This window comes from Neobacillus citreus (assembly GCF_018343545.2).
Classification (GTDB): domain Bacteria; phylum Bacillota; class Bacilli; order Bacillales; family Cytobacillaceae; genus Neobacillus; species Neobacillus citreus.
The window spans coordinates 1-24,448 of record NZ_JAGYPE020000014.1; the positions used below are offsets into that span (position 1 = coordinate 1).

A 24,448-nucleotide genomic window follows, 5' to 3' on the forward strand; every position below is an offset into this window, starting at 1 on the left:
CCTTTTATAACTCCCTGAATGAAGGCCACATACCCGTTCGGGAGTTATGAACCTTTTATAACTCCCTGAATGGAGGGCCGCTTTCCCGTTCGGGAGTTATGAACCTTTTATAACTCCCTGAACAGAGCGCCACATACCCGTTCGGGAGTTATGAACCTTTTATAACTCCCTGAACAGAGCGCCACATACCCGTTCTGGAGTTATGAACCTTTTATAACTCCCTGAACAGAGCGCCACATACCCGTTCGGGAGTTATGAACCTTTTATAACTCCCTGAATGGAGGGATACTTACCCGTTCGGGAGTTATGAACCTTTTATAACTCCCTGAATGGAGGGCTACATACCCGTTCGGGAGTTATGAACCTTTTATAACTCCCTGAATGGAGGGCCACATACTAGTTCGGGAGTTATGAACCTTTTATAACTCCCTGAATGGAGTGCCACATACCCGTTCAGGAGTTATGAATCTTTTATAACTCCCTGAATGGAGGGCCGCTTTCTCGTTCGGGAGTTATGAACGATGTTTTTAAGTTTGGCATTCGGTCGAATCGAATACCACTTACAAGTAACATAGATCCAATGAATACTACGCTAGCAGCTCCAATCAACGCTGTATTAAAACTTTGAGTATAAGATAATAATATTCCGGCGATTGTTGGACCTATCATTTGACCAGCAGCATAGATAGCGGTTAGAGAACCAATCATTCGACTGCTATTTGATGGACTCATTTGGCGTGCCAATGTTGTGGCAAGTGTGGTAATACCCATAAAAGTTGCTCCAAATAAGAAAGCACTTATCATTAAACTGGATTGGGTCAACCAGAAGACAGGCAGTGCAATTCCGATTGATTGGAGAATCATCGCAATGACTAATGATCTTACAAATCCCCATTTTTTTGCGAGGGTGGACCATACGATGCATGATGGAATTGCACCTAAGCCAACAACCATCCAGACAATTGCAGGGTCAATGCTAAAGATTGAGGTCTTTTCAGCAATTGACACAATAAATGTCCCTGTTACAATATAGCCTAATCCTTCTAGGCCATAGGCAATAATTAACCAAGGAAGCCATTTTAGGGGTGGAGCCTGTATAGTAACCATTTGTTTATCCTTTTGTACCTTCGAGCTTGGGGAATCTTTAAGCCAAAAGCATACGAAGATCGTAAGGATACAGCTTATAATGGCTAATCCTATCCATACACCTTCCCACATAAATAAATCGTTAAAACTCGGTATAAAGAGCGTCGAAAAAAAGATTCCAAAGCCTACCCCTGAATAAAAATAGCCAGCCCAATTTGTTTTTCCTACAAAAGCCAGTTTATCTAGAACAATACTGGAAGCAAATACAAAAATGAATGCACTAGACACTCCTGAAATAAAGCGAATGATGAGCATCCCTGTGTAGGAGTGAGTCAGCCCCATCAAGCAGGTGGTAATAATACTTACCGCAAGACTAATTCTTAAATAAAATGTTCTATGCTTTTTCAATGGGAGAACTCCTGCTAAAATGGCCCCGGCAAAGTACCCTGCATAATTGCTGGAAGCGAGGTAGCCCGAAATAGCATCAGTAAAGGCAAGAGCCTTCTGCATGAGCGGTAAGATTGGAGTATAAGCAAACCTCCCGATTCCCATCGCAATCATTAATGAAAAAATTCCCCCAATCAAAAATAAAAAAGGGCTTTTATTCAAATTTTCACCTTCAATTATAATAATTTTATTATATTTATATCTTATCTGTTTTTTGCCATATGCTATAATACTAAAAAATGATGTACCGATATCACTTTTCTATATATCAAAACAGGAAGAGGCGATAACTATGGATTTGCAAGCATTGAGATTTTTTCAAGCTGTTGCAGAGTTAGGAAGCATTTCAAAGGCAGCGAGGGAAATGAACTACGCACAATCCAATCTCACTGCAAGAATTCAACAATTGGAATCAGATCTTCAAACAAAGCTATTTTATCGACATAACCGGGGGACTACTTTAACGGACAAAGGTAATGCATTACTTTCGTATACATATGAATTATTTCAACTTTTAGATGAAATTCAAAACGCAATGAGTGATGATCAAACACCTAAAGGTCCTTTATTAATAGGTTCAATGGAAACGACTGCTGCAGTTCGTTTACCAACAATACTTTCAAAATTCCATCGTGAATATCCTGCTGTTGACCTTACGTTAAAAACAGGGCCAACTGAGCAAAATGTCCAGGGTGTTCTACAATATGAATTAGATGGAGCTTTTGTTGCTGGACCTATTGAGCATCCAGAACTCACATTTAAAACAGTTATAGAGGAAGAGTTGGTACTGATAACTGACACGTTACATCATCCTATTTCTTCTATAAAAGAAATACAAAATCGAACAATATTGGTGTTTCGTAATGGCTGTTCGTATCGGGCAAGGTTTGAAGAATGGTTACAGCATGAAGGGGTGATTCCAGAAAAAATAATGGAATTTGGAACACTTGATGGAATTATTGGCTGTGTCTCTGCGGGACTGGGGATAAGTTTACTCCCTCGAAGTGTGGTTGACAAACATATGAAAGACAATCAACTTATCCAACATCCCATTCCAAAAAGATTCGGGAAAGTCAAAACCATTTTCGTCTATCGTAAAGATAAATATATATCTACTTCTTTGAGGGTATTTATAGAAATGTTGAGTAATGAAAACACAACAATCAAAGTTTAAAATGATTTAAAAACAAGTAAACGATATTAGAAAGGCCAATGTTTTGTCAAAGCATTGGCCTTTTTTAAAAAAAAATTACTAGCCTAAAAAATAATAACTTTCATAAAGATTTCAGGTTTGATAGTTAAATTGTAATTAATAAATCAAAAGGAGGAATTTCAATGGAACGGATTAAGTTTATTTTTACGAGAATCGGTGTAATGGTAACCTCTGGCGTTTTAATTTTGTTTGGAAGTTTTTTTTTTCTGGTAACATTAAATATTATTACTGTCATTTATCCAAGCGAAGGGATTCATGGATTAGGAGCAGCCGTCCCTAATGGTATTTCCGCTACGATTGGAGTTTTATTATATAACAAAAGAACGTCGAAAAATCTAAGGTGTACACACATAACTTTAATGGTATTTGCAATTTTATTGGATTCATTCACATTTTTAACTCATAAAAAGCTCTTGTTATCTATAAGACTTGTGTACTGGTAAATAAATTAAATATTAAGTCTAAAGTAGGAGTTAATGTAATATCATTTATTGTTGTAAAAAAAAAGAGAGGTGATCTACATAGTGAAAAAACCGCGTAATTTAATTCGCATCTCAGTTTCGACATTAGTCCTTTCCTTTTCATTTGCAGCAGTATCTTCAGCCCATTATTGTTATGTTGCTAACAAACCGAGTGGTGCGGGAGCAGTGACTATTGAAGATCTTAAACCAGCTGGCAATTCAGGAAAGTTTGTTGCACCTGGTGCTTTTGTTGATTTGTCCTCTGAGGGCTTGCCTGATCTCTTCATCCGTGGGGGGACAAAAGATGAAGATCCATTTTTTGTAGGTGGGGGATCATTACACAATTCACCTGCCACTGAAAGAGGAAGCGCTGTAAACGGTGTGCAAAAGTTGTCATTTGAAGAATGAGTGATTTTTTAAGTTAATGTTATGAGCGTTTCTGCTACGGTAGGGACGCTTTTCGTTGTCCAATAAACATAGTTTTTCATTCTTCTAAAAAATAGATACAAAAAAATTTCTTTTTAAAAGCGAAATCCTTGGCGTTTATAACAACCCGTTTATTCATGCATTAGTAAACTGAGAATAGAAAAGTGCCAGGTACCAACTAATTATTTGGAAGGAACCTGGCACGTTTAGTTGAAATAACTCAAATTGCGTTCTTTGGTTTATAAGAAATCTTTTTCTTACTGCGAACAGAAATGACTACAGTAATGAATGATAAGATAATGAATAATCCGCCTGCAAATGGAATTACATTGACTGAAAGTGTATCAACTATTCCAGCTCCAATAACTGAACCGGCAGCGACACCTAAATGAAGAGATGAATTATTCAAGCTTTGCTGAATTTCCGATGATTCAGGCGCTGTTTCGATCAAATAAGATTGCATTGCCGGTGAAATCGCCCAACTGAGCATCCCCCATAAGATCAAGATCAGGAAAAATATTGGATAGAAATCTGTTGTATAGGGAAATACAAAGAATAAAACACTAAAAACTGCTAGAGCAATTACCATTGTTTTTCGTGAGCCCAATAAATCCGCCAGTAGTCCGCCAATTCCTCCACCGCATACAGCAGCAAAACCAAAAATTAAATAAATGACACTAACCCAATTAGCATTAAAATCAGTGGATGATTCTAAATAAGGCTTAAAATAGGCATACATAATAGAATGACCAGTCATATACAGGAATGTCGTTGTCAGCCCTAATGTGATTTTGTGATTTTTAAATGCTGCAAGCTGTTGCCTTAACGGAATTTGAGGTTTTGGTTCTACACGTCCCATTAATACATGAACGCCAATAATGGATAATGCTGTCAATACAGTTATAAGGACGAATGGTGCTCTCCAGCCAAAACTAGTTCCCATTATAAGCCCGATCGGTACCCCTAAAACTAATGAAGCACTTACTCCCACAGAGACAATCCCAATCGCCCTGCCTTTATACTGTTCTCCTGCTAAGCTAGGAGCCATAACTAAACACAAGATGATTAATAGTGCTCCGCTTATCCCTAAAATAATTCTTCCTATAAACAATATAGAAAAAGTAGGGGCAAATACTGTTACGATGCAACCAATTAAAAATATGTATAAGCAAACTAATGTTAGCCGTTTTCTTTCTATTTTAGCTGTCATAACAAGTAAAATTGGCGATGCAACTGCAAAAATGACAGCAAAAACAGTGATCAGCAAACCGGCTTGCCCGATGCTTACATGTAAATCCTCTGCAATTAAATCTAAAATGCCGCTAATGATCAGCTCAACCATCCCTATAACAAAGGATATGATCATTAAAAAATAAATACGCTTATCCATGTTGTCTTCCTTCCTAATTAGATCCCACACTATATAGTATCTTTTGATGAAAGTTTACTCAAGAATAAGATAATAAATGCCATTTCGCTACATTTTTACTAGTAAGAACCGACAAAGTACCAGTTTTTCTCCCTTTTATCTATTTCTTTGAAATCGCCATCGAACGCATTTTTAAAAGACTTTTGGTCGTTAGGCGTATATACGAATCCTGAAAAGTTATCCAGTATCCCACGATAGGTAAAAAAGAGAATGTTAAAACCATCGCCCGATTTCTCCACCATTATCTCACCGCCACCACTGGAAAGATGTTCGTATTTCTTAGGTAATTGGATGAGCGAAGAATCGTGTGAAATATTTGGCTTGAGTTCTCCGTTCTCAACCATTTTAACTATTTGCTCTCTTTCGGATTTGTTTGTTTTAAAATCAATATCCAATATGATTTGATTGAAAGGAACGATCAATAGCAATAGAATTGTGATAACTTGGATGACTATAGGCTTCCAATCCTTATTTTTAAACAATGTTATTATTGCCAGTACTGTTATAAAAATAAAGAATCCAAACACCAATAAAAGAACAGGGAACATTAGAAATACCGTAATAATATCAATTATTTTCCATTGAAAAAACATATATAGAATGACTAAAACACTGCTGAATATTGATAAATATAAAAACCTGTTTCTTTGCATTTTTTCACCAACCCGTGATGATCTTCATTATAAAGATTATATCTTGCAATTGAACTGAAATCCCACATTTATTACATAAGATTAAAGAGTAAAATAGACAATCAATATTAAAATGCTGCTAAATTTAAAGGAATGTTGCCCAGACAATAAAACTTTATACGAATGCCCCATTATTGAAACGCTAATGGTTGAAGTGAAATAAATAACAGAAATGGAGGTTTTAATATGGTCGTACAATCAAATATGTCTCCAAAGGCAATAATCAAAGTTTGGGAAATTACATTACCTATTTTTGCAAAATACAATGTACCATTAACTAATAAGACATTAGAAATCACGATTGATTTCGAGATTCTTCCTAATCTACTTACTGAATTAAATGTTGCTGTCGGGAGTTCCTCTGCAACCTGTATTGAAGGTGCCTGACAAATGCCAACTAAAAAGGAGTAGGTTACTCTTAAAAAATTCTTCTTCAATTAACTGGTGCTTAAACACAATTAGGATCAAAATAAAAAAAGCCTAATTTCTCGGAACCCAAGGGAGGAATTAGGCTTTAGTTGCTTCATAAAAGCGCCCGCTTGCGGAACAACTTTATCGACGTGATTACATGTTTCACTGGCGGCATGTCTAAGCTCATTACTTATCGGCCGAATACTTATGAATTACTCTTAATTTATTTGATTTTCTCGGCCAACTCTAGAATAATTCCCTCCGGTCCACGAACGAAGCATAACTTATAACTATCTTCATATTGTTGTATTTCACTAAGGATTTCTGTACCGTTCTTTTTCAATTTGGCAACAATAGCTTCAATATCTTCAACAGCAAAGGCAATATGGGTTCCCAAATTATTTGTAAAAGGTTGCTGAATTTCTCTTTCGTCTGATGACGAATAAAATTTGATTAGCTCTATCCATGCCTGACCGTCTGGCGTCCGCAATCCTACACATGCTACTTTAACGTCATTAAGCCCAACTACCTGATCTATCCACTTTCCTTCCCATTCCCCTTGCACTTCAAGGCCAAAATCGCAAAAAAACTCTATAGCAGCAGAGAGATCATTTACGATTATACCTACATGATCCATTCTGTGGATCTTCATATTTCATCCTCCTATGTTCCTGTTATTTTGCAATAAAACAATCCAAATGTTCAATTAGAAGATTCTCTCAAATGTATATATTCCTATTTTATACAAAATATAAAGATGTCAAAAAAGGCAGGAAAAAAGAGGTGATTTGTTTGAAAAATATCTTAATGTTAGCTTTCATGTTTTTCTTTTTAACTATACCAAGTGTTGTCCAAGGAGAAGAATACAATAAAAAAAGTTTACAAGATGATTTATATAACGTAACGAATGATGTAACTCAAGAACAACATTTAAAACATTTTCTACTGAATTTAATTAACAAGGAAATCATTCTAGCTACAAGAGAGTATTATAAAGATCAAAACATTTCTGGTATGGCATTTGACTGGGAGAAAAACTACAATGTTGTTGAGGTAACAGAGCCTCAAGTAACAGGCGAAAATACGGAATATCCATTTATAGTTAAAGTAAATGTCATTCCTGCCAACGAGAAGCCCTTAGGGACTGATACTCTAACCTTCGGTATAATCGTCGATAGCCATCCCGACAAACCAGAAAACCCCTCCATTATCAGTAAGCTTTTAAAATATGAACATAAGGATTTACCAAAGGAGTAGTTTACTCCTTTGGTTTTTTATTTTAAGCCATTACAATATTTCTATATACCCTTCTGTTCCATGTACACGAATTCGTTGTCCATCTTTTATTAGTTTGGTGGCATTTTCTACACCAACAACTGCTGGTAAGCCATATTCACGTGCAATCACTGCGCCATGGGTCATCAGGCCGCCAACCTCGGTGACGAGGCCTTTTATCGATACAAACAATGGTGTCCAACTAGGGTCTGTAAAGGTGGTGACTAATATATCTCCATCTTCTAGATCGGCATCTTCCATGTTTAAGATGACACGAGCGCGCCCCTCTATCACTCCAGAAGAAACAGGCAGACCTAAAATCGCTTCGGTTGGGAGATTTTCTCGTTTGTACTTACCTGTAGCGATTTCCCCATCAGATGTGATCACACGTGGGGGAGTTAGTTTTTCATATAATTTGTACTCGTCTTTTCGTTTGGTGATGATCTGGTAATCCAGCTTATTTGTGTTTACGGCATCAAGGAGTTCTTCAAATGTGAGATAGTATATATCTTCTTTTTCCTGAATAACACCCGCTTTCACGAGTTGTTCGGCTTCTTTCAGTAAAGCCTGCTTATAAACGAAGTAGCGATTGATCATGCCGTATTTCGGATATTCCCTATAACCGATGAAATTCCGGATTAGGTCAATCATTCGTTTTGTTTCTTTGGCCTTTTGTTCACCATCTGGTAATTGCTTCAATCGGTCTAATAACTCTTGTTCTTTTTTCAAAGCTTGCTGTCGCCCTTGCTCGAATTTGTGCTTGCCAGCATTGGGCTCAAAGTTTTTGATGTTACCTAGAATCATGGGGACAAGTGTAGTTGGCTTTTCACCCCAACGAGTTCTAGTCATATCGATTTCTCCGGCACATCGCATTCCATATTTGTTGAGAAAAGCGAAGAAGGCGTCTCTAGCTTCCTGTCCACCATCAAACTTAACCAGTTCATCCAAAAAGTGATCATTTTTCACATGTTGTAAATAATCAATGATTACTGGATAAGGACGAATCACATCTGCGACATCCAAAAGTGCCAGACCCATTTCTGAAGTAATATTGTTTGGTACAGATTGAGAAAGTGTGTCTGCTGCGTTTTTTTCACCTAACCACTCGTTCATTTTTTCATTGACCCATAATGAAGCATTCATAGCAGCCATAAATACAGCTGAACTTTGTGGGTCAAATAAAATCTTCTTTAATTCCTGAATATCCTCTAGAATAAAATCAAATAAATCCAATCCTGATTTCGTTTGTATGTTTTGTTTTAACTCTTCAATGGATGTTTGGCTACGCTTAATCAAATCAGAAACAATTGATGGATTGTTTTCGATTTGTGCCAGCATATCTGTATTGCCTCTGCTGGGACTCGGTTCTTTTTTATCATCCGGTAACGATACTATAAAATCTCCTCGCTCGATGATGTTCATAAGTGCGTCTTTCATGAGCGGATCGTGTTGTCCCATGGCATTTAATAACATGTTTCTACTGACAGGGGAAGCCAGTTGTTGTGTGACATCAACAAACAGCCTTCCACCGGCTTTACGCATGGGGGCGGGAGTCGTTAACAAGAAGAAAGACAAACCCAATGGTTTGATGGGGTCGGTCATCATTTGTTGATGGCCAACCGATACATAGACATGATTTTCTTGATCATTCACTTCAGGGATAGGGAATAAAGTCGTGATTGGGCGGCTCTGGACGATATAAAACGTATCATCCATTAAACACCATTCGATATCCTGCGGGCAGCCAAAATAAGCTTCAATCTGTCTTCCGATGTGTGCTAATTGTAAAATTTGTTGGTCAGTAAGTGTTTGCGTCTTTTGCTGCTCAGGACCGATTGGCTGTGTCTTTGTTCCGCCTTCTTTTCGTCCGTAGATAGCCAGTTTTTTCGTTGCAATCATCTTATCGACGATTTCCTCTTCCTGCACTTTATAACAATCCGCAGATACCAAGCCAGACACCAATGCTTCTCCAAGTCCAAAACTGGCATCGATGGATAGCAGCTTTCGGTTAGAAGAAATCGGATCAGCGGTAAATAATATCCCTGAAGCCTGTGGAAAAACCATCCGTTGAACGATAACGGATATATTAACTTGTTTGTGGTCAAATCCATTTTGCATCCGGTAGATGACCGCACGATCTGTAAAAAGGGAAGCCCAACATTTGCTGATATGTTGCAAGATGGCTTCTTTTCCGATGATATTTAAGTAGGTGTCCTGTTGACCAGCAAAAGAGGCATGTGGTAAATCTTCAGCAGTCGCACTAGACCTTACTGCATAAGCATGTTCCTCGCCAAACTGGGAGAGATAGTGAGTAACAGCGCACGCAACATCGGAAGGAATTTCAACTTGCATAAGGATTTGTCGAATCTTCCTGCTGATTTCGCCAATTTGTTTTAGATCTTCTACTTTTAGCCGTGTTAGTTGATCCAACAATGCTTGAAACTTTTCGTTTTGATCAATGGCTTTTTGATATGCAACTGTTGTCACACAAAATCCTTCGGGTACTTGCAATCCTTCAATTTTTGATAATTCCCCTAAATTTAATCCTTTTCCGCCAACGAGCAAATGCTGCGTTTTGTCCACTTCCTGAAATTCGAGAACCAAAGAACTCATTCTACATCTCTCCCAACCAGTAATGTTCTATTGATTTTAGCAGTCATAAATAAGAATAAACAGTCTATGATAACGATTTTTTAGATGTTATAATTAAATTAGGGAGAGTTTATTTTTTAAAAATACCCAGTAACCTGATGCCACGGTTCATCCCCTCGTAAGTAGTTATGCGCCTTTTAGCCAATGACTAAAATCTGCTTTTTTCCAAAAAACACCCTTGTATTAACATCAGATATTAACATTAACTTTACAATTAACCACTTGAATTAACATGTAAATTAATCTAATATATAAGCGAATAATTATATATCAATTTAAAATACAAATAAGCAAATAGTTATTTACCTATATGAAATTTAGGAGGTGTGTTTAATGTTACAATCAACTGTTGCAATTGAACAAACTGCCAACTTTTTAAAATTATTAGGCGATAAAACACGGTTAACCATTGTTGGGATTTTAAAACAACGAGAGTGTTGTGTTTGTGAATTGCAAGAAGTATTTGATATGAGTCAACCATCCATCAGTCAGCATCTACGCAAATTAAAGGATGCAGGACTTGTCAAAGAAGAAAGAAGAGGTCAATGGATTTATTATTCCTTGAACCCAGAAAATGAGCTTTATGGACTTATAGAACCTATTTTGCAACATGTACCAGACTTGAAAGATAAAATCGAAATCATTAATAAAAGTAATCCCACACTTCGTTGTGGTTGTTAACTTTTAATTGAATAAGGAAGTGTAGATCATGAGTAACACGGGGAAAAAACGTCTTTCCTTTTTGGATCGATACCTAACGATTTGGATTTTTATTGCGATGGCATTAGGAATTGGATTAGGATTCATTTTTCCAGGATTTGCAGACAGTTTGAATAGTTTGCAGGTAGGAACTACATCTATTCCACTAGCGATCGGATTAATCTTAATGATGTATCCTCCGTTAGCAAAAGTTAGGTATGAGGAAATTGGCCGGGTTTTTAAAGATGTGAAGGTACTATCTTTATCGCTTGTGCAAAACTGGATTATTGGACCCATTCTTATGTTTTTGCTGGCCATTATCTTTCTGCCGGATAAGCCAGAGTATATGGTAGGACTCATCATGATTGGTTTAGCCAGGTGTATTGCCATGGTTATTGTATGGAATGATCTTGCAAAAGGGGACACAGAATATGCAGCTGGATTAGTGGCATTCAATTCTATTTTCCAAATGCTATTCTTCTCTGTTTATGCCTATGTGTTTGTGACCGTCATTCCTGAATGGTTTGGAATACAAGGGGCGGTTGTTGACATTACGATTGCAGAGGTAGCTAAATCAGTCTTCATTTATCTCGGAATTCCATTTATAGCTGGTATGATTACTCGCTTCACATTAGTTAAAGCTAAAGGAAGACAATGGTATGAAAAAGTCTTTATTCCAAAGATCAGTCCCATCACATTAATTGCATTGCTATTTACGATTATACTCATGTTCTCTTTAAAAGGGGACGTTATTGTAAGTCTGCCGCTGGATGTGGTTCGGATAGCAATCCCATTATTGATCTACTTTGTTATCATGTTCTTTGTTTCCTTTTTCATGGGAAGAAAAATTGGCGCGAGCTATCCCGTTACAACAACGCTTGCATTTACAGCCGGAAGCAATAACTTTGAATTAGCAATAGCTGTGGCGGTTGGTGTTTTCGGGATCCATTCTGGCGCAGCCTTTGCCGCAGTAATCGGACCACTTGTGGAAGTACCGGTCATGATTGCGTTAGTCAATGTGGCATTATGGTTTAAACGAAAATATTTTAAAGAACACGCAGCCTAACAATAATAATTAAGGTGGCTTTCAACATGGAAAATAAAAAGAAACTTTACTTCTTATGTACAGGAAACTCTTGCCGCAGCCAAATGGCAGAAGGATGGGCAAAAAATTATTTAGGTGAAGAGTGGGAAGTACGTAGTGCTGGTATAGAAGCTCACGGATTAAACCCAAATGCTGTAAAAGCCATGAAGGAAGCTGGGATCGACATTTCCAAGCATACTTCTGACATAATCGAACCTAATTATCTAAACAGTGCGGATTTAGTCGTAACCCTGTGTGGTGATGCTGCTGATAAATGCCCTGTAACACCACCAAGCGTCAAACGAGTACATTGGGGATTTGATGATCCGGCAAAAGCTCAAGGAACAGATGAAGAAAAATGGGCATTTTTCCAAAGAGTACGTGATGAAATCGGGGAAAGAATTAAGCGTTTTTCCGAAACAGGGGAGTAAGATTTAATAAAAGCCAGGAGGGATTCACCCTCCTGGCTTTAAAATGTGTGTGAATGCCGTATTCAGTCTGCAAGCCAATTTTTAACTTAGCTTATTTGCAGCAACTGCTTTTTTGTACATCTTGTGATTGAACATTAGTGTCTTCTTTTACTTCCTCAATCTTAACATTGCAGCAGGAACTTTCTTTCTTTTGAAAAAGACTTTTAAAAATACTCATGTTTAAATATCCCCCTTAAATAATGTAAAATAGAAATCCTGATATAGTAGACATCGTAAAGACTGAACCAACGAAGGCAAATACGAGTTTCTTTTTGAAGATGCTATTTAATAAAGTTAGCTCTGGTAGACTTGCACCTGCTGAACTGATCATGAGAGCCATCACTGGCCCCAAAGCCATCCCTTTGGCAATCATGATTTGGGAGATTGGGATCATAGTTGAAAGTCTTATATAGAGTGGAATGCCAATAATCGCAGCGATCGGTACGAGCCACCACTTATCACCTCCCATAAATGTAGAGATCCAACCTGTTGGAACGGCTCCATGAATGAACGCCCCTATAAATGCACCAATTAGCAAATAAGGATACACGCTTTTCATAAGGTGAAGCGTTTCAACTATAGCCGCTTTTAGCTGAAATTTCTTATCCGGTTCCTGGTATCCTTTTACTACCACATTTTTTATCTGTTCTTCAAAACCAAACTTTTCTAAAGTGAAACCAATAATGACGGAGAGGATGGATGTTATGATTGTGTAAGCAAAGGCAACTTTTACTCCGAGTACAGCTGTCATCAATGTGATGATGGTCGGGTCAAGAACTGGGGAGGAAAATAAGAATATCATGACAATACCAAATCGCACTTTTTTATATAGTAGATTAACTACTACCGGTATGGTTGAACAGGAACAAAACGGCGTGATAAAGGCGAACCCTAGTGCGACAAAAGCACTTACCAATGGGTGGCTTTTTTCCATCAACTGTTCCATCTTTTTATAGGGAATGAACCCCTGTAATAGGTTGATGAGAAAAGAGATTCCAATAAACAATAATGTTAATTCTAATGCAATGGATAGAAAACTATGAAACACTTCGGACCACATAAGCAACCTCCTTATTTATAAACAGCATTCTTTTTAATTTCCGCAGCATACTTCTTGGATTTTAATTTCACAGCAATCTGATTTTGGCACAGCCTTTTGGTTTTTCTTAAACATATTTAAGAAATTTCTATAGAGTTTTGACGCTGGACTATTTTTCGAATACCGGCTAGCCAGCACAGCTTTCTCCATTTCTTCTTTTTTCATTTCATAATAAACTTTTAATTCCATTTCATTGAAATACATATTGCTATCTCCTTTTTACTTGCAAATTGCAAGTATTAATTTTTAATAAAAGAGCAAGTGGATCTTGCTCAAATTAACGGTTTACAACAAACAGTAGATTGTGACATTGCTTCATTTAACAGTTTAACTGATTTGATGACCATTTCTTGTTCAAACTCGCTCATATTTGAAAATACTTCGCTAAGATATTGGTTCATGTCTGCATCGATCTTTGCAGCAACATACTTTCCCTGTGTGGTTAGGGTTAGTTGAGAAACACGTCTATCTTCAGGTAGAGGTGATTTCACAACCAGTTCCATTTTTACTAGCGTTTGTATTTGCCGGCTAAAGGTGGTTATATCCATCCCTAACGTATCAGCAACCTGTTGCATCGAAGGCTTTTCCCGGCGAAGTAATTCATAAAGGATATGGCTTTGGACGAGGGATATCTCAGCTCCGCCTACCTGACAACAGTTTTTATTTAATAGACCAAAACGCCTTGTCATGACCTGGAACAGTTCTCTAACATTTTCCATAATTTTCACCTCTAATTTATTTATATACTAATCATTTGCAATTTGCAACTAATTTTCTTTTGAAAATGGAAAATTTTTTATATAATGGTTTTAGTCATTCATTTCTAGGGGGATTATCATGAAAACAGGGTTAAAGACAAGGCTGGCAGCAGTAAGTGACGTTGAATCGATATTAAATATTTATAATCAAGGTATTGAGGACAGGATTGCAACCTTAGAAGAAGACCAGAAAGATATTGAATATATGAGGGAGTGGTTTAACAATCATACTGGGCGGTTTGCGGTAATCGTAGTGGAACAAGATGATGAGGTTGTTGGCTGGGCATCATTAAATCCTTATTCCAACCGGTGTGCTTATGCTGGAGTTGCCGATTTATCCATTTATATTAGACGGGATTACAGGGGAAAAGGGGTTGGTTCCGTATTGCTTAATGAAATTGAACAGGCTGCGATTAAAAATGACTTTAACAAAATTGTTTTATTCACATTTCCCTTTAATAATCTTGGGCAAGGGCTTTACAGAAAAAAAGGTTATCGAGAAGTTGGTGTATTTAAGAATCAGGGGAAATTAGATGGTCGCTTTGTGGATGTCATGATCATGGAAAAGGTTTTTGAGTGCGTGAAATAAGCACCTTTATTTTTCGGAAAAACATTCTAGAACACAAGTCAGGATTATGAAGATGAAATTACTTGGTGTTTAGTTTGAGTTCTGTAAATAAGTTGAATCACTTTTTCACTAATGAAGCAGTTTAGTTTAAGTGATATTTTTTGTAAAAAAATGTTAAATATATAATATAATACCTGTATGGAGGTGTTATTATGATTTGGTTATATATATTTTTGCCTGTCATTGTATTGGGAGGAATAGCTGTTTATTTTGATAAAAAGTCTGGGATGACTCCGCCAGATGAAGGTGAAAAAGCTGGAAAAATAAAGGAATACCCTCCCGAACATGGCATGAATTCATATTATCCACCTGATCCACCAAACAGCTGAATACAACAAAGAAATCCAACTGCCAGGGTTCAAGATTTGAGCTGTCTGTCTGGCAGCTTTTCTTATAGAACAAACGTAGTGCTTTGTTTCAATATTGGAACAAGGCACTTTTCTTATTTATGGTGACTTTAGTGCAAAAAGGATTTTCAGAAACAAACATGCATTGTTGCCCGTCTGAATATTTTCATCTACTCATCAATTTCTGTTCCTATATGATAAATATTCTAAAAATTTCTTGGACGCAAGGGAAAGTGATTTTTGTTCTCTCATAGCAACACCAATATTTCTAAAAGCAGGAACCTCCAGCTCTTTTGCTATAATCTTGTGAGGAATACGCTGTAATATCAATTCTGGTAATATACTGATACCTAGCCCATTTTCCACCATAGACATAATGGCATAGTCATCCCATGTTGTAAAATTAACCCGCGGAGAAATTTGGTGCCTCTCAAAAATTTCAGAGATTTCTGCTTTTGCCCCCTTTTCCAACAGCATAAACGGACTGTTCAGTAAGCCGTTGATGGGAAACTTTTCGCAATTAGCTAGAGGATGATTTTCTGGAAGCACTACCAGTAAACGATCTTGTTCCAAAAAGATTGTTTGAAGTTCTGCTTTTGTCGGAAGCCGCAAAAATCCAAAGTCAACACGCCCATTTAGGATCCAGCTCTCAATTTCTGTATAATCACCAAGCAGAAATTCAAAATCTATCATTGGGTAATCCTTCTTAAAAATTTTAATAATATTAGGGAGCCAATGAGATGCTACGCTGGAAAATGTCCCAATTCGAATCATCCCAGATTCCATATTATTTAGTTCTTCGATCTGCCTCATTAAGATCTCATACTCATTGCAAATTCGCTTTAATTGGGGCAGTAACTTTAAACCATCCGAGGTTAAATTGATACCGGCACGTCCTCTTTCAAAAAGGAAGATTCCCCATTCCTTTTCTAAATCGTTAATCATACGGCTAATCCCAGATTGTGAATAGTCCAATATTTCGGCAGCTTTTGTAAAACTACCCAATTCTACTGCTTTAATAAATGCCATATATTTTTGGATATTCATCTCTCTTTCCTCGTCCCATCTGATTTTGTCATATATATCATGATAAACATTCGTTTTTGTAATGTTTGTGATTATGATATATTTTTCCTATTCATTATTCAAGTTAGGAAAGGGAAAGGTGTTGAACGATGTTTTTATGAGTGATGTTATGGAAAAAGCACCAGACAGCTGCAAGTCTCATCGCGGATTCGTAGGAGTAGATGATGAAATCTAAAATTCAGTTTATATTATCAATGATTATTTTCGGTACAATTGGTTTAGTTGCTCGAAACATTGATCTATTTTCGAGCGAAAGGGCTTTACTAAGTAGTTTCATAGGCTGCATATTTTTACTGTTAATATTCTTCGTGATGAAGAAAAAAATATCATGGAATGTAGTTAAATCTAATGCTTTATTTTTGATTCTTTCAGGTATTGCATTGGGAGGAAATTGGATTTTTCTTTATCAATCATATGACCATACGACAATTGCCAATGCAACGCTAGGTTATTACTTTGCACCTGTATTTGTGATGATTCTTTCTCCCTTTGTACTTCGGGAACAATTATCCATCAAGAAAATCGTGTGTATTGGTGTATCGATCATAGGGATGTTAATGATTGTAGGAGAAGGCCTGAGAGCATCGAGCGCAGACGACCTTCTTGGACTTTCCTTTGGATTAATCGCAGCTGCATTTTATGCTGCGTTATTGCTGCTAAATAAATTTATTAAAGATATGGGAAAGTTAGAGCTAACCATCATTCAGCTTGGAACAACCACTTTACTTCTAATGCCATATGTTTTCTTGACTTCCGGCTTTGGTATCTTTGAAGTATCAAGCTCATCCATTCCTTTTATTTTAATTTTAGGGATTATCAATACAGGAATTGGGTTTTGGTTATTTTTCTCTGGTATGGAAGGATTAAAAGGACAGAGTATAGCTATGCTCAGTTATGTCGATCCATTTGTAGCTATATTGATTTCTGCCATTATCCTGCAAGAACAAATGACTATTGTTCAGATGCTTGGTGGTGTACTGCTATTAGGCTCTACATTTGTTAGTGAAATTAGATCAACCAACTGTTCAAATCAATTAATGAAAACACCGGCTGAATAAAGTTAAAAATTGTGTAGAAGTGTACTTAAAGTAACGTCACCTTTAGTTTAAAATAAAGAAAATGGCTCAGTTCAAACGTAACTGGGCCATTTTATTTTTCTTGTATGCTAATGGAGTCATGTTCATGGAATCTCTGAATTTATTAATAAAATAACTCGTACTATTAAAACCAACTTGATAGGCAACTTCCGTAATATTAGAATCGTCTTGCTGCAGGAGATATAAGCTTTTTTGAATACGATAATCGATCACATAATTTAATGGTGTACATTTTAGAAATCGCTTGAAATATCGACAGCATTCAGAACGGCTCAGCTGACCTGCCCTTGCAATATCCTCTAACATAATTTTTTCTGTATAATGCTGTTGGATCCAGCTTAACATTTGCTTCATTCTTTGGCTCTTTACTATTTCTGTCTGAACAAATTCTAGTTTAAAACCATTATCGATTAAGTTTTTCCAAATGAATGGTAGTCTTATTGATATATCTATTTCATAGTATTGGGACTTTTGCTCAATACATTGATAGATTTCTAAAATGGCATCTAAAATGTTTTTTCCCCAAATCTCATTTGCATCTATATATAAGTAGGGTAAATTAGTCGCTTGAATATAAGGTTTTACATAAGTAGGATAGAGTTCTTGTGATAAAACAAAATAGGGTGAAAGATTTAAACAAATATAGACACAACCCGAGCGATCCTTTTCGTGTGCCATGTGCAGGCATCCACTATTGATAAACAGTCCATCACCTTCTCGAACCACGATCCAATCTTCATTAACTTGAAAAATTGCTTCCCCTTTTACGATTAACACAAATTGAATTTCGTCATGCCAATGTAGAGGGATATAGCCATGGATATTTTGATTAATGGTAGTTTTATAACATGCAATTGGCATAACGACTGTATGGTGTTTGGTTAGCTCTTTTAAACTTTCGTCAATCATGAAGTTTTTCATTTGCATAGCTAACACCTCAATATATTTATATTTTTCTATTCGATTTTAGTATTATTCCGTACAAATTCTTAATTATTATAACATTATAATTACATTTTAATAATGTGATTTACCAATAATCAGCTGAGTGCCATTATGTTTTAAGTTGCTTCTGAACTACTTTACATGTTGAAAAGGGGAAATGAACATGATTTCAAAGTTAAATCTATCAATCAATAATGAACGTTTACTTAACCGCTTACAAGAACTTGGCCGAACTGGTCTGGACGATGATAACAAAAGAACAAGATTAGCTTCTTCAGATACAGATAAGGCTGGCCGTGACCAATTAGTCACTTGGATGAAGGAAGCTGGATTGGAAGTTGAAATCGACAGAATCGGCAATATCTTTGGTATCTGGTGTGGTACCGAAAATAGAAATGAAGCACCCATTATGCTAGGTTCGCACATCGACACAGTCATTAATGCAGGGATGTACGATGGATGCTATGGAGTTCTTTCTGGGCTTGAAGTAATAAACACTTTACAGGAGACAGGTTTAATTCCATCTCGTCCAATTGCAGTTGCAGCATTTACCAATGAGGAAGGAGTGCGCTATCAGCCGGACATGATGGGATCTCTTGTGTATGCTGGCGGGCTCTCAGCAGATGAGGCGCTTGCACAGGTAGGTACGGATGGCACCATTTTGGGGGAGGAACTTGAACGTATTGGCTATGCTGGTACGAAGGAGCCTGGCTTTTTAACGCCACACGCTTACATTGAGCTTCATATCGAACAAGGTCCAATTTTGGATAAAATGGGTATTCCAATTGGTGCGGTTGAGAATCTTCAAGGCATTTCTTGGCAGCGCATTACGATTGAAGGTGTTGCCAATCACGCCGGTACTACACCAACTGATATGCGGCGTGATGCAGGACTTGCCGCAGCACGGGTGATAACTTATTTACGCAATCGGGCGAACGCTTCTAATGGGCAAACTGTTGCAACGGTTGGAACCATTGAATTTAAGCCAAATGCTGTTAATGTCATTCCATCATTGGCCACCTTCACTGTGGATTTGCGTGATCCTAACGAGCAGAGACTGGGAGAGGAAGAGCAAGCACTTGCCAACTATCTCAAAGAACTGGCGGCATCGGAAGAAGTATCCATTACATCTGAACAATTGGTACGTTTTCAACAAGTAACATTTGATGAGAGTATCGTTAAACTGGTTGAGCAAGCTGCTAGCGGACACGGACTCCAATCAAAACGAATGACATCCGGAGCTGGACATGATGCGCAAATGATGGCTCGGATTTGCCCTGCAGCCATGATTTTCGTCCCAAGTATCGCCGGTATTAGTCATAATCCTAAGGAGTATACAAAAGATACCGATTTGGTTGCTGGAACTAATGTTTTGCTCGACGTAGTTAGTAATCTTGCAGTAAAGGAGGAACTTATAAATGGTTAAAGAAGTAATTACAACAAAAAACGCACCTGGAGAGATTAAATATATTCTAAATGAAAATGCGAGAAAAACAGATACTGAGAAGGCATCTGCAGCATTTATGAACCCCAAAGTAGTGGAAAAGGTAAGAAATTTTCATAAGAGTTTCCCAGAGTATAAAGTAACTCCACTTCACAGCTTAGATAAGTTGTCCAAACAATTAGATGTAAGCCATATATGGGTGAAGGATGAATCCTATCGATTTGGACTTAATGCTTTTAAAGTATTGGGGGGTTCCTATGCTGTCGGCAAATACTTGGCAGAGAAATTAAACGTTGATATTTCCGAGCTTTCTTTTGAAAAACTAAGAAGTAATGAAGTGAAAGAGAAACTCGGGAGTATTACGTTTGTAACAGCAACGGATGGGAATCATGGCAGAGGCATTGCTTGGGCTGCTAACCAGCTAGGACAAAAATCAGTCGTATTAATGCCAAAAGGGTCTTCGGAAATTAGATTAAACAATATCCAAAAAGAAGGAGCAGAAGCCTATATTACGGATCTTAACTATGATGATACAGTTAGGCTGGCGAGCCAGAATGCTGAAGAAAATGGCTGGGTCTTGGTACAGGATACGGCCTGGGATGGATATGAAAAGATTCCAACCTGGATTATGCAGGGCTATGGAACGCTCCTGGATGAAGCTGTGGAACAGATTGCTGAAGCTGGTCAAGACCGCCCGACGCATGTGTTTTTACAAGCTGGAGTCGGGTCATTTGCTGGCAGTATGCTCGGATATTTAGTAGAGAAGTTTGGAGAAGAACGCCCTATTACCGTTATCGTCGAACCAGATAAAGCGGATTGTCTATACCAATCTATCAATGTTGGCGATGGAAAGCCACATTCCGTAACGGGAGCTTTAAATACGATTATGGCAGGTTTAGCGTGTGGGGAGCCTAGTACCACTTCTTGGGGTGTTTTAAAAGATTATGCTGAAATCTTTGTCTCATGTCCGGATCATGTGGCCGCACGAGGAATGCGAATTCTTGCCAACCCATTGGGCAGTGACCCTCAAATTGTTTCAGGTGAATCTGGTGCAGTTGGTATGGGGTTAGTTAGTCTAATGGCTGATCACGTAGCGCTCAATGAAATGAAAGAAACATTGAACCTGAATAAAAATTCGAAAATTCTTATTATCAGCACAGAAGGTGACACGGATCCAGATCATTATAGAAAAGTAGTATGGGATGGGGCCTATCCATCTGAATAATCATTTTAAAATAATAGTTTCTGAGAGGGTGATTTGAATATGGCGGGTGGGAATTTTGAAAAGCAGCTTACGGAATGGAGGCACTATCTTCATGCGCATCCAGAAAGCGCCTTTGAAGAAAGAAATACTTCTGAATTTCTAGCTGAAGTCTTAACAGGTATGGGATTAGAGGTTCACAGAAATATTGGTGGCACTGGAATTGTTGCCAATCTTACAGTGGGCGATGGTAAAGGTACTATTGGGATTCGAGCAGATATGGATGCTTTAAACCTAACGGAGGCGGTTGAACCTCCATACAAATCCCAGAACCCGGGTAAAATGCATGCGTGTGGCCATGATGGGCATATGGCTACAGTTTTGGGGGCAGCCAAGTTATTAACGGAGCGCAAAAATTTTAACGGGACAGTTCGGTTTATTTTTCAACCTGCGGAGGAAATTGGCAAAGGCGCTTTTGCCATGATGGATGATGGACTTTTTGAACGTTTTCCAGTAGATGAGATTTATGGCATGCACAATATGCCAGGCATGCCTGTGGGTTCCATTTCAACACGTGTGGGCGGAATTATGGCAAGTGAGGATAACTTTGTCATCCGTATTAAGGGACAAGGCTCACATGCTTCGAGTCCGCATATGGGTAAAGATCCAATCGTCATTGCGTCTGAAATTGTGCTTGCTTTGCAAACCATTATATCCCGTAATATGAACCCGAATGTTCCTGCTGTCATTTCGTGTACTGAATTTATAACAGATGGGATTCGCAATGCGATCCCAACAAATGTAGTCATTAAAGGAGATACTAGAAGCTATACTCCAGAGGTACAAAAGCTGCTAGAAGAACGGATGAGAACTATAAGTGAAGGAATTTGCAAAATAAATGGGGCAGAATGTCAATTTGAATATACCCATGAATTCGCACCAACGGTTAACTGGGCAGAGTGTGTTGATATTGCCGTAAAAGCAGCCCGAAACGTAGTCGGCGAAAATAATGTGGATGGAAATTGTCAACCGTGGATGGCTTCCGAAGACTTTGGGGCGTTTATACAGAAGATTTCTGGCTGCTTTGTATTCATAGGAAATGGTGACGATTCTGAAGGTGTCGGCAATATTCCACTTCATAACTCAAGCTATGACTTCAATGATAAGATCCTTACAATTGGAGCCGAATATTTTGCAGAGTTAATTAAAGTCCGCTTGCCAAAAGTAAAATAGCAAACAAAAGGTCAACTTCACGGAATGGTCCGGAGAGTTGCCCTTTGGCATTTTTTGAAATCCCTCAGGAGTTCCAAATCAATAAAATTAGGCATTGGCCATATTGAATTGGCTATATTTTAAATTAATGTTGAAATTTGATATAATTTCGAGAATATATGAATGGTCAATGTTTGTAAAGGAGACCTGAGGTATGACAGAATTTTGGGAATCAAGTTTTATAGAAAATCAAATGATGTGGGGATTTGAACCTGCAGACTCCGCCATCGTGACAAAGGACTTCTTCCTTGAAAAGGAAGTGAAGGATATATTGATTCCTGGTATTGGATATGGCAGGAATGCAAAGGTTTTTATTGATAACGGAATAAATGTAACAGGTATTGAAATTTCAAAAACAGCGATTGATTTGGCAAGGCAAAATGGGCTTCATTTTAGTATTTTTCATGGATCAGTAACTGATATGCCTTTTGATAACAAACTTTATGATGGTATATTTTGTTATGCCCTTATTCACTTATTGAATCAAAGTGAGAGAGAGAAGTTTATTAATGATTGCTATAATCAGTTAAAGCCAAACGCATATATGATTTTTACGACGATTTCCAAAGAAGCCCCCATGTATGGAAAGGGTCAACAACTAGGTAAAGACTATTTCGAGACAAAAGATGGGGTAAAAATGTTTTTTTATGATGCTGACTCGGTCAAACAAGAGTTTGGAAAATATGGACTGATAGAAATTTCGGAAGTTGTTGAGCCGCATAAAAATATGGGAAATAAACCACCATTTAAATTTTTAATGGTCAAATGTCAAAAAGGACTATAATTAGAGCAAGATATTTTATTTTTAGAAGACAAAGTGAAAAAATTTCCTTAGGAAAAATATAAAAGAAGGAAGTCTTGGGCGGAGACTTCCTTCTTAATGGGTAGGTAATTCATATGCTTGTAAAGCTATGGCATACATTAAGATATGCTTGACTGTTTTTTCTGACAAGGCTAAATTTAATTTTATTCAACTTTTATTTCAAATTGGCGGCCAAGAACACTTTTTGTGCAGCAATAACTCCAGCGCCTGGTTCAAAGGTGTAGTTGAAATCCTGCAATCCTGCTTCCAATAGAGAAACCGCCTGAAGAATATCGCTTGGGAAACAGTAACCCATATGCCCAAATCGGAACAGCTTACCTTGCAGGTGACCAAGCCCTCCAGCAAAATCAAGATGGTATTTCTTCTTCAGATGGCCTAAAAATGTCCCGAGATCCAATCCTTCTGGAGTAAGAATAGCTGTAATCGTCGGCGAAGCATACTCATCGGACGTCAACAAGCCAATAGATAGAGCCTTCATAGATTCGCGAACCATGTTTTTCATAAGTTCATGCCGTGCCACTGTTTGCACAAATCCGCCTTCCTCCTCAATCAAATCACATACAGCAGAAAGACCGTAAATTAATGAAACAGCAGGCGTATTAGGTGTCATCCCTTTCTCTGCCCATTCACGATAGCTCAATAAATTTAAGTAATATGAAGGTGTATGATTCTCTTCAATTACTTTCCATGCACGGTCACTAATACTTAAAAAAGCGAGCCCAGGAGGCAGCATCATTGCTTTTTGTGACCCTGTTACTAAAATATCAACACCCCATTGATCCATTTCCGCAGGTGCTCCGCCAATACAGCTGACGCCATCAACAATAAATAGCGCGTCAGTTCGGGAACGTACAATCTTTGCTAATTTGTCAATTGGGTTTAAAATCCCCGTAGAAGTTTCGTTATAAGTAGCGAAGACAGCTTTAATATTGGATAGAGGCTTTAGAAACTCAGCAAGTTCTTCCGGTGTACAAGCTTCACCCCAAGGTTTTTCCAGCTTATGTACATGAAAGCCAAATTTTTCACAAATAGAGACGAAATAATTTCCAAAAGCGCCGACGGTAATAACAACCACTTCTTCACCAGTAGAGACAGTATTTACAGCTGCAGCTTCTAATGCCGCGGCACCACCCGATGGGATGAGTAAAATATCCTGCTTTGTTCCAAAAACAGGCTTCACACGTTTTGTTGTTTCCCGATATAGCTGTACAAATTCTTCACTGCGGTGGCTCATCATATCTTGGCTCATCGCAAGCTGTACTTTCTTCGGAATAGGAGTTGGTCCAGGATGTCTTAAAATATTTGAATACATACATTTTCCTCCAATATAACCTTATATAAATATTAATAGTACTCCAATTAAAATAAAGCAAATATGAAAGTCTTTTTCTTTTGAAAATGCT

26 protein-coding genes are annotated in these 24,448 nt (G+C 37.7%); 15 read left to right on the forward strand and 11 right to left on the reverse strand.

Going from position 1 to position 24,448, the window contains the following annotated elements; all coding sequences use genetic code 11:
* Positions 1 to 471: 471 nt before the first annotated feature.
* Positions 472 to 1,695 (reverse strand): YbfB/YjiJ family MFS transporter, encoded by a 1,224-nt coding sequence (locus KHB02_RS10095; RefSeq protein ID WP_213141211.1) that lies wholly within the window; start codon positions 1,693 to 1,695, stop codon positions 472 to 474.
* Between the two features lie 130 nt (positions 1,696 to 1,825).
* On the opposite strand from KHB02_RS10095, the gene KHB02_RS10100 reads away from it, so the two are divergent.
* The 3 genes from KHB02_RS10100 to KHB02_RS10110 all read left to right on the forward strand — a co-directional run bounded on the left by KHB02_RS10100 (position 1,826) and on the right by KHB02_RS10110 (position 3,615).
* Positions 1,826 to 2,707 (forward strand): LysR family transcriptional regulator, encoded by an 882-nt coding sequence (locus KHB02_RS10100; protein WP_213141210.1) that lies wholly within the window; start codon positions 1,826 to 1,828, stop codon positions 2,705 to 2,707.
* 161 nt (positions 2,708 to 2,868) lie between these two features.
* Entirely contained in the window at positions 2,869 to 3,189 is a 321-nt protein-coding gene (locus KHB02_RS10105) for a hypothetical protein (RefSeq protein ID WP_213141209.1), read from the forward strand.
* Positions 3,190 to 3,270: 81 nt separating this feature from the next.
* Positions 3,271 to 3,615, forward strand: coding sequence for a hypothetical protein (locus tag KHB02_RS10110; RefSeq protein ID WP_213141208.1), 345 nt, complete (start codon positions 3,271 to 3,273; stop codon positions 3,613 to 3,615).
* A 238-nt stretch (positions 3,616 to 3,853) separates the two neighbouring features.
* Here the strand turns inward: KHB02_RS10110 and KHB02_RS10115 are convergent, their stop codons facing one another.
* Together KHB02_RS10115 and KHB02_RS10120 are read right to left on the reverse strand one after the other, a co-directional pair.
* Positions 3,854 to 5,023 (reverse strand): MFS transporter, encoded by a 1,170-nt coding sequence (locus tag KHB02_RS10115; RefSeq protein WP_213141207.1) that lies wholly within the window; start codon positions 5,021 to 5,023, stop codon positions 3,854 to 3,856.
* 98 nt (positions 5,024 to 5,121) lie between these two features.
* Positions 5,122 to 5,715, reverse strand: a complete 594-nt coding sequence (locus KHB02_RS10120) for a hypothetical protein (protein WP_213141206.1) — start codon at positions 5,713 to 5,715, stop codon at positions 5,122 to 5,124.
* A gap of 225 nt (positions 5,716 to 5,940) precedes the next feature.
* Here KHB02_RS10120 and KHB02_RS10125 point away from each other — a divergent pair, with 225 nt between their 5' ends.
* Entirely contained in the window at positions 5,941 to 6,141 is a 201-nt protein-coding gene (locus KHB02_RS10125; RefSeq protein WP_213141205.1) for a hypothetical protein, read from the forward strand.
* 247 nt (positions 6,142 to 6,388) lie between these two features.
* Here the strand turns inward: KHB02_RS10125 and KHB02_RS10130 are convergent, their stop codons facing one another.
* The gene (locus KHB02_RS10130) at positions 6,389 to 6,817 is read right to left on the reverse strand and encodes a VOC family protein (protein ID WP_213141204.1); all 429 of its coding nucleotides are present in this window, start codon (positions 6,815 to 6,817) and stop codon (positions 6,389 to 6,391) included.
* A gap of 140 nt (positions 6,818 to 6,957) precedes the next feature.
* On the opposite strand from KHB02_RS10130, the gene KHB02_RS10135 reads away from it, so the two are divergent.
* Positions 6,958 to 7,422, forward strand: a complete 465-nt coding sequence (locus KHB02_RS10135; protein ID WP_213141203.1) for a hypothetical protein — start codon at positions 6,958 to 6,960, stop codon at positions 7,420 to 7,422.
* A gap of 30 nt (positions 7,423 to 7,452) precedes the next feature.
* Here KHB02_RS10135 and ppsA read toward each other — a convergent pair whose 3' ends face one another.
* Positions 7,453 to 10,053 carry a phosphoenolpyruvate synthase gene (ppsA, locus tag KHB02_RS10140; protein ID WP_213141202.1) on the reverse strand — a complete coding sequence of 867 codons (2,601 nt, stop codon included), beginning with the start codon at positions 10,051 to 10,053 and terminating at the stop codon, positions 7,453 to 7,455.
* Positions 10,054 to 10,425: 372 nt separating this feature from the next.
* Here ppsA and KHB02_RS10145 point away from each other — a divergent pair, with 372 nt between their 5' ends.
* Genes KHB02_RS10145 through arsC form a run of 3 tightly spaced genes read left to right on the forward strand, consistent with a single transcriptional unit; the run spans position 10,426 to position 12,306 of the window.
* Positions 10,426 to 10,773 (forward strand): ArsR/SmtB family transcription factor, encoded by a 348-nt coding sequence (locus KHB02_RS10145; protein WP_213141201.1) that lies wholly within the window; start codon positions 10,426 to 10,428, stop codon positions 10,771 to 10,773.
* A 28-nt stretch (positions 10,774 to 10,801) separates the two neighbouring features.
* On the forward strand, positions 10,802 to 11,857 hold the full coding sequence (gene arsB / locus KHB02_RS10150; protein ID WP_213141200.1) for an ACR3 family arsenite efflux transporter: 1,056 nt from the start codon (positions 10,802 to 10,804) through the stop codon (positions 11,855 to 11,857).
* A gap of 26 nt (positions 11,858 to 11,883) precedes the next feature.
* Positions 11,884 to 12,306 carry an arsenate reductase (thioredoxin) gene (gene arsC / locus KHB02_RS10155; RefSeq protein WP_213116823.1) on the forward strand — a complete coding sequence of 141 codons (423 nt, stop codon included), beginning with the start codon at positions 11,884 to 11,886 and terminating at the stop codon, positions 12,304 to 12,306.
* Between the two features lie 232 nt (positions 12,307 to 12,538).
* On the opposite strand, the gene KHB02_RS10160 is transcribed toward arsC, so the two are convergent.
* From KHB02_RS10160 to KHB02_RS10170, 3 genes are all read right to left on the reverse strand, one after another.
* The gene (locus KHB02_RS10160; protein ID WP_213141199.1) at positions 12,539 to 13,405 is read right to left on the reverse strand and encodes a permease; all 867 of its coding nucleotides are present in this window, start codon (positions 13,403 to 13,405) and stop codon (positions 12,539 to 12,541) included.
* 33 nt (positions 13,406 to 13,438) lie between these two features.
* Positions 13,439 to 13,648, reverse strand: coding sequence for a hypothetical protein (locus KHB02_RS10165; RefSeq protein ID WP_213141198.1), 210 nt, complete (start codon positions 13,646 to 13,648; stop codon positions 13,439 to 13,441).
* A gap of 68 nt (positions 13,649 to 13,716) precedes the next feature.
* Entirely contained in the window at positions 13,717 to 14,163 is a 447-nt protein-coding gene (locus KHB02_RS10170) for a MarR family winged helix-turn-helix transcriptional regulator (protein WP_213141197.1), read from the reverse strand.
* Between the two features lie 118 nt (positions 14,164 to 14,281).
* Here KHB02_RS10170 and KHB02_RS10175 point away from each other — a divergent pair, with 118 nt between their 5' ends.
* Positions 14,282 to 14,791 (forward strand): arsinothricin resistance N-acetyltransferase ArsN1 family A, encoded by a 510-nt coding sequence (locus KHB02_RS10175; RefSeq protein ID WP_213141196.1) that lies wholly within the window; start codon positions 14,282 to 14,284, stop codon positions 14,789 to 14,791.
* Positions 14,792 to 14,982: 191 nt separating this feature from the next.
* Positions 14,983 to 15,159, forward strand: a complete 177-nt coding sequence (locus KHB02_RS10180) for a hypothetical protein (protein ID WP_213141195.1) — start codon at positions 14,983 to 14,985, stop codon at positions 15,157 to 15,159.
* A 195-nt stretch (positions 15,160 to 15,354) separates the two neighbouring features.
* Here KHB02_RS10180 and KHB02_RS10185 read toward each other — a convergent pair whose 3' ends face one another.
* Positions 15,355 to 16,224: a LysR family transcriptional regulator gene (locus KHB02_RS10185; protein WP_213141194.1), complete on the reverse strand. Its 870-nt coding sequence runs from the start codon at positions 16,222 to 16,224 to the stop codon at positions 15,355 to 15,357.
* 203 nt (positions 16,225 to 16,427) lie between these two features.
* On the opposite strand from KHB02_RS10185, the gene KHB02_RS10190 reads away from it, so the two are divergent.
* Entirely contained in the window at positions 16,428 to 17,321 is an 894-nt protein-coding gene (locus tag KHB02_RS10190) for a DMT family transporter (RefSeq protein ID WP_213141339.1), read from the forward strand.
* 66 nt (positions 17,322 to 17,387) lie between these two features.
* Here KHB02_RS10190 and KHB02_RS10195 read toward each other — a convergent pair whose 3' ends face one another.
* Entirely contained in the window at positions 17,388 to 18,287 is a 900-nt protein-coding gene (locus KHB02_RS10195) for an AraC family transcriptional regulator (RefSeq protein ID WP_213141193.1), read from the reverse strand.
* 181 nt (positions 18,288 to 18,468) lie between these two features.
* Between KHB02_RS10195 and KHB02_RS10200 the strand changes: the two genes are divergently transcribed.
* The 4 genes from KHB02_RS10200 (at position 18,469) to KHB02_RS10215 (ending at position 23,006) form a co-directional block, all read left to right on the forward strand.
* On the forward strand, positions 18,469 to 19,731 hold the full coding sequence (locus KHB02_RS10200; RefSeq protein WP_213141192.1) for a Zn-dependent hydrolase: 1,263 nt from the start codon (positions 18,469 to 18,471) through the stop codon (positions 19,729 to 19,731).
* Positions 19,724 to 20,974 carry a diaminopropionate ammonia-lyase gene (dpaL, locus tag KHB02_RS10205; RefSeq protein WP_213141191.1) on the forward strand — a complete coding sequence of 417 codons (1,251 nt, stop codon included), beginning with the start codon at positions 19,724 to 19,726 and terminating at the stop codon, positions 20,972 to 20,974. The genes KHB02_RS10200 and dpaL overlap by 8 nt, the downstream gene beginning before the upstream one ends.
* A 39-nt stretch (positions 20,975 to 21,013) precedes the next feature.
* Positions 21,014 to 22,183, forward strand: coding sequence for a M20 aminoacylase family protein (locus KHB02_RS10210; RefSeq protein WP_213141190.1), 1,170 nt, complete (start codon positions 21,014 to 21,016; stop codon positions 22,181 to 22,183).
* A gap of 193 nt (positions 22,184 to 22,376) precedes the next feature.
* Positions 22,377 to 23,006, forward strand: coding sequence for a class I SAM-dependent methyltransferase (locus tag KHB02_RS10215; protein ID WP_213141189.1), 630 nt, complete (start codon positions 22,377 to 22,379; stop codon positions 23,004 to 23,006).
* Between the two features lie 193 nt (positions 23,007 to 23,199).
* Here KHB02_RS10215 and KHB02_RS10220 read toward each other — a convergent pair whose 3' ends face one another.
* Positions 23,200 to 24,357: a pyridoxal-phosphate-dependent aminotransferase family protein gene (locus KHB02_RS10220; RefSeq protein ID WP_213141188.1), complete on the reverse strand. Its 1,158-nt coding sequence runs from the start codon at positions 24,355 to 24,357 to the stop codon at positions 23,200 to 23,202.
* Positions 24,358 to 24,448: the final 91 nt, after the last annotated feature.

Excerpts from the sequence above, each read along its gene's own strand:
- KHB02_RS10100 (WP_213141210.1), top strand. The coding sequence starts at position 1,826 with ATGGATTTGCAAGCATTGAGATTTTTTCAAGCTGTTGCAGAGTTAGGA.
- KHB02_RS10105 (WP_213141209.1), top strand. The coding sequence starts at position 2,869 with ATGGAACGGATTAAGTTTATTTTTACGAGAATCGGTGTAATGGTAACC.
- KHB02_RS10115 (WP_213141207.1), bottom strand. The coding sequence starts at position 5,023 with ATGGATAAGCGTATTTATTTTTTAATGATCATATCCTTTGTTATAGGG.
- KHB02_RS10120 (WP_213141206.1), bottom strand. The coding sequence starts at position 5,715 with ATGCAAAGAAACAGGTTTTTATATTTATCAATATTCAGCAGTGTTTTA.
- KHB02_RS10125 (WP_213141205.1), top strand. The coding sequence starts at position 5,941 with ATGGTCGTACAATCAAATATGTCTCCAAAGGCAATAATCAAAGTTTGG.
- KHB02_RS10130 (WP_213141204.1), bottom strand. The coding sequence starts at position 6,817 with ATGAAGATCCACAGAATGGATCATGTAGGTATAATCGTAAATGATCTC.
- ppsA (WP_213141202.1), bottom strand. The coding sequence starts at position 10,053 with ATGAGTTCTTTGGTTCTCGAATTTCAGGAAGTGGACAAAACGCAGCAT.
- KHB02_RS10145 (WP_213141201.1), top strand. The coding sequence starts at position 10,426 with ATGTTACAATCAACTGTTGCAATTGAACAAACTGCCAACTTTTTAAAA.
- arsB (WP_213141200.1), top strand. The coding sequence starts at position 10,802 with ATGAGTAACACGGGGAAAAAACGTCTTTCCTTTTTGGATCGATACCTA.
- arsC (WP_213116823.1), top strand. The coding sequence starts at position 11,884 with ATGGAAAATAAAAAGAAACTTTACTTCTTATGTACAGGAAACTCTTGC.
- KHB02_RS10160 (WP_213141199.1), bottom strand. The coding sequence starts at position 13,405 with ATGTGGTCCGAAGTGTTTCATAGTTTTCTATCCATTGCATTAGAATTA.
- KHB02_RS10165 (WP_213141198.1), bottom strand. The coding sequence starts at position 13,648 with ATGTATTTCAATGAAATGGAATTAAAAGTTTATTATGAAATGAAAAAA.
- KHB02_RS10170 (WP_213141197.1), bottom strand. The coding sequence starts at position 14,163 with ATGGAAAATGTTAGAGAACTGTTCCAGGTCATGACAAGGCGTTTTGGT.
- KHB02_RS10175 (WP_213141196.1), top strand. The coding sequence starts at position 14,282 with ATGAAAACAGGGTTAAAGACAAGGCTGGCAGCAGTAAGTGACGTTGAA.
- KHB02_RS10180 (WP_213141195.1), top strand. The coding sequence starts at position 14,983 with ATGATTTGGTTATATATATTTTTGCCTGTCATTGTATTGGGAGGAATA.
- KHB02_RS10185 (WP_213141194.1), bottom strand. The coding sequence starts at position 16,224 with ATGAATATCCAAAAATATATGGCATTTATTAAAGCAGTAGAATTGGGT.
- KHB02_RS10190 (WP_213141339.1), top strand. The coding sequence starts at position 16,428 with ATGAAATCTAAAATTCAGTTTATATTATCAATGATTATTTTCGGTACA.
- KHB02_RS10195 (WP_213141193.1), bottom strand. The coding sequence starts at position 18,287 with ATGCAAATGAAAAACTTCATGATTGACGAAAGTTTAAAAGAGCTAACC.
- KHB02_RS10200 (WP_213141192.1), top strand. The coding sequence starts at position 18,469 with ATGATTTCAAAGTTAAATCTATCAATCAATAATGAACGTTTACTTAAC.
- dpaL (WP_213141191.1), top strand. The coding sequence starts at position 19,724 with ATGGTTAAAGAAGTAATTACAACAAAAAACGCACCTGGAGAGATTAAA.
- KHB02_RS10210 (WP_213141190.1), top strand. The coding sequence starts at position 21,014 with ATGGCGGGTGGGAATTTTGAAAAGCAGCTTACGGAATGGAGGCACTAT.
- KHB02_RS10215 (WP_213141189.1), top strand. The coding sequence starts at position 22,377 with ATGACAGAATTTTGGGAATCAAGTTTTATAGAAAATCAAATGATGTGG.
- KHB02_RS10220 (WP_213141188.1), bottom strand. The coding sequence starts at position 24,357 with ATGTATTCAAATATTTTAAGACATCCTGGACCAACTCCTATTCCGAAG.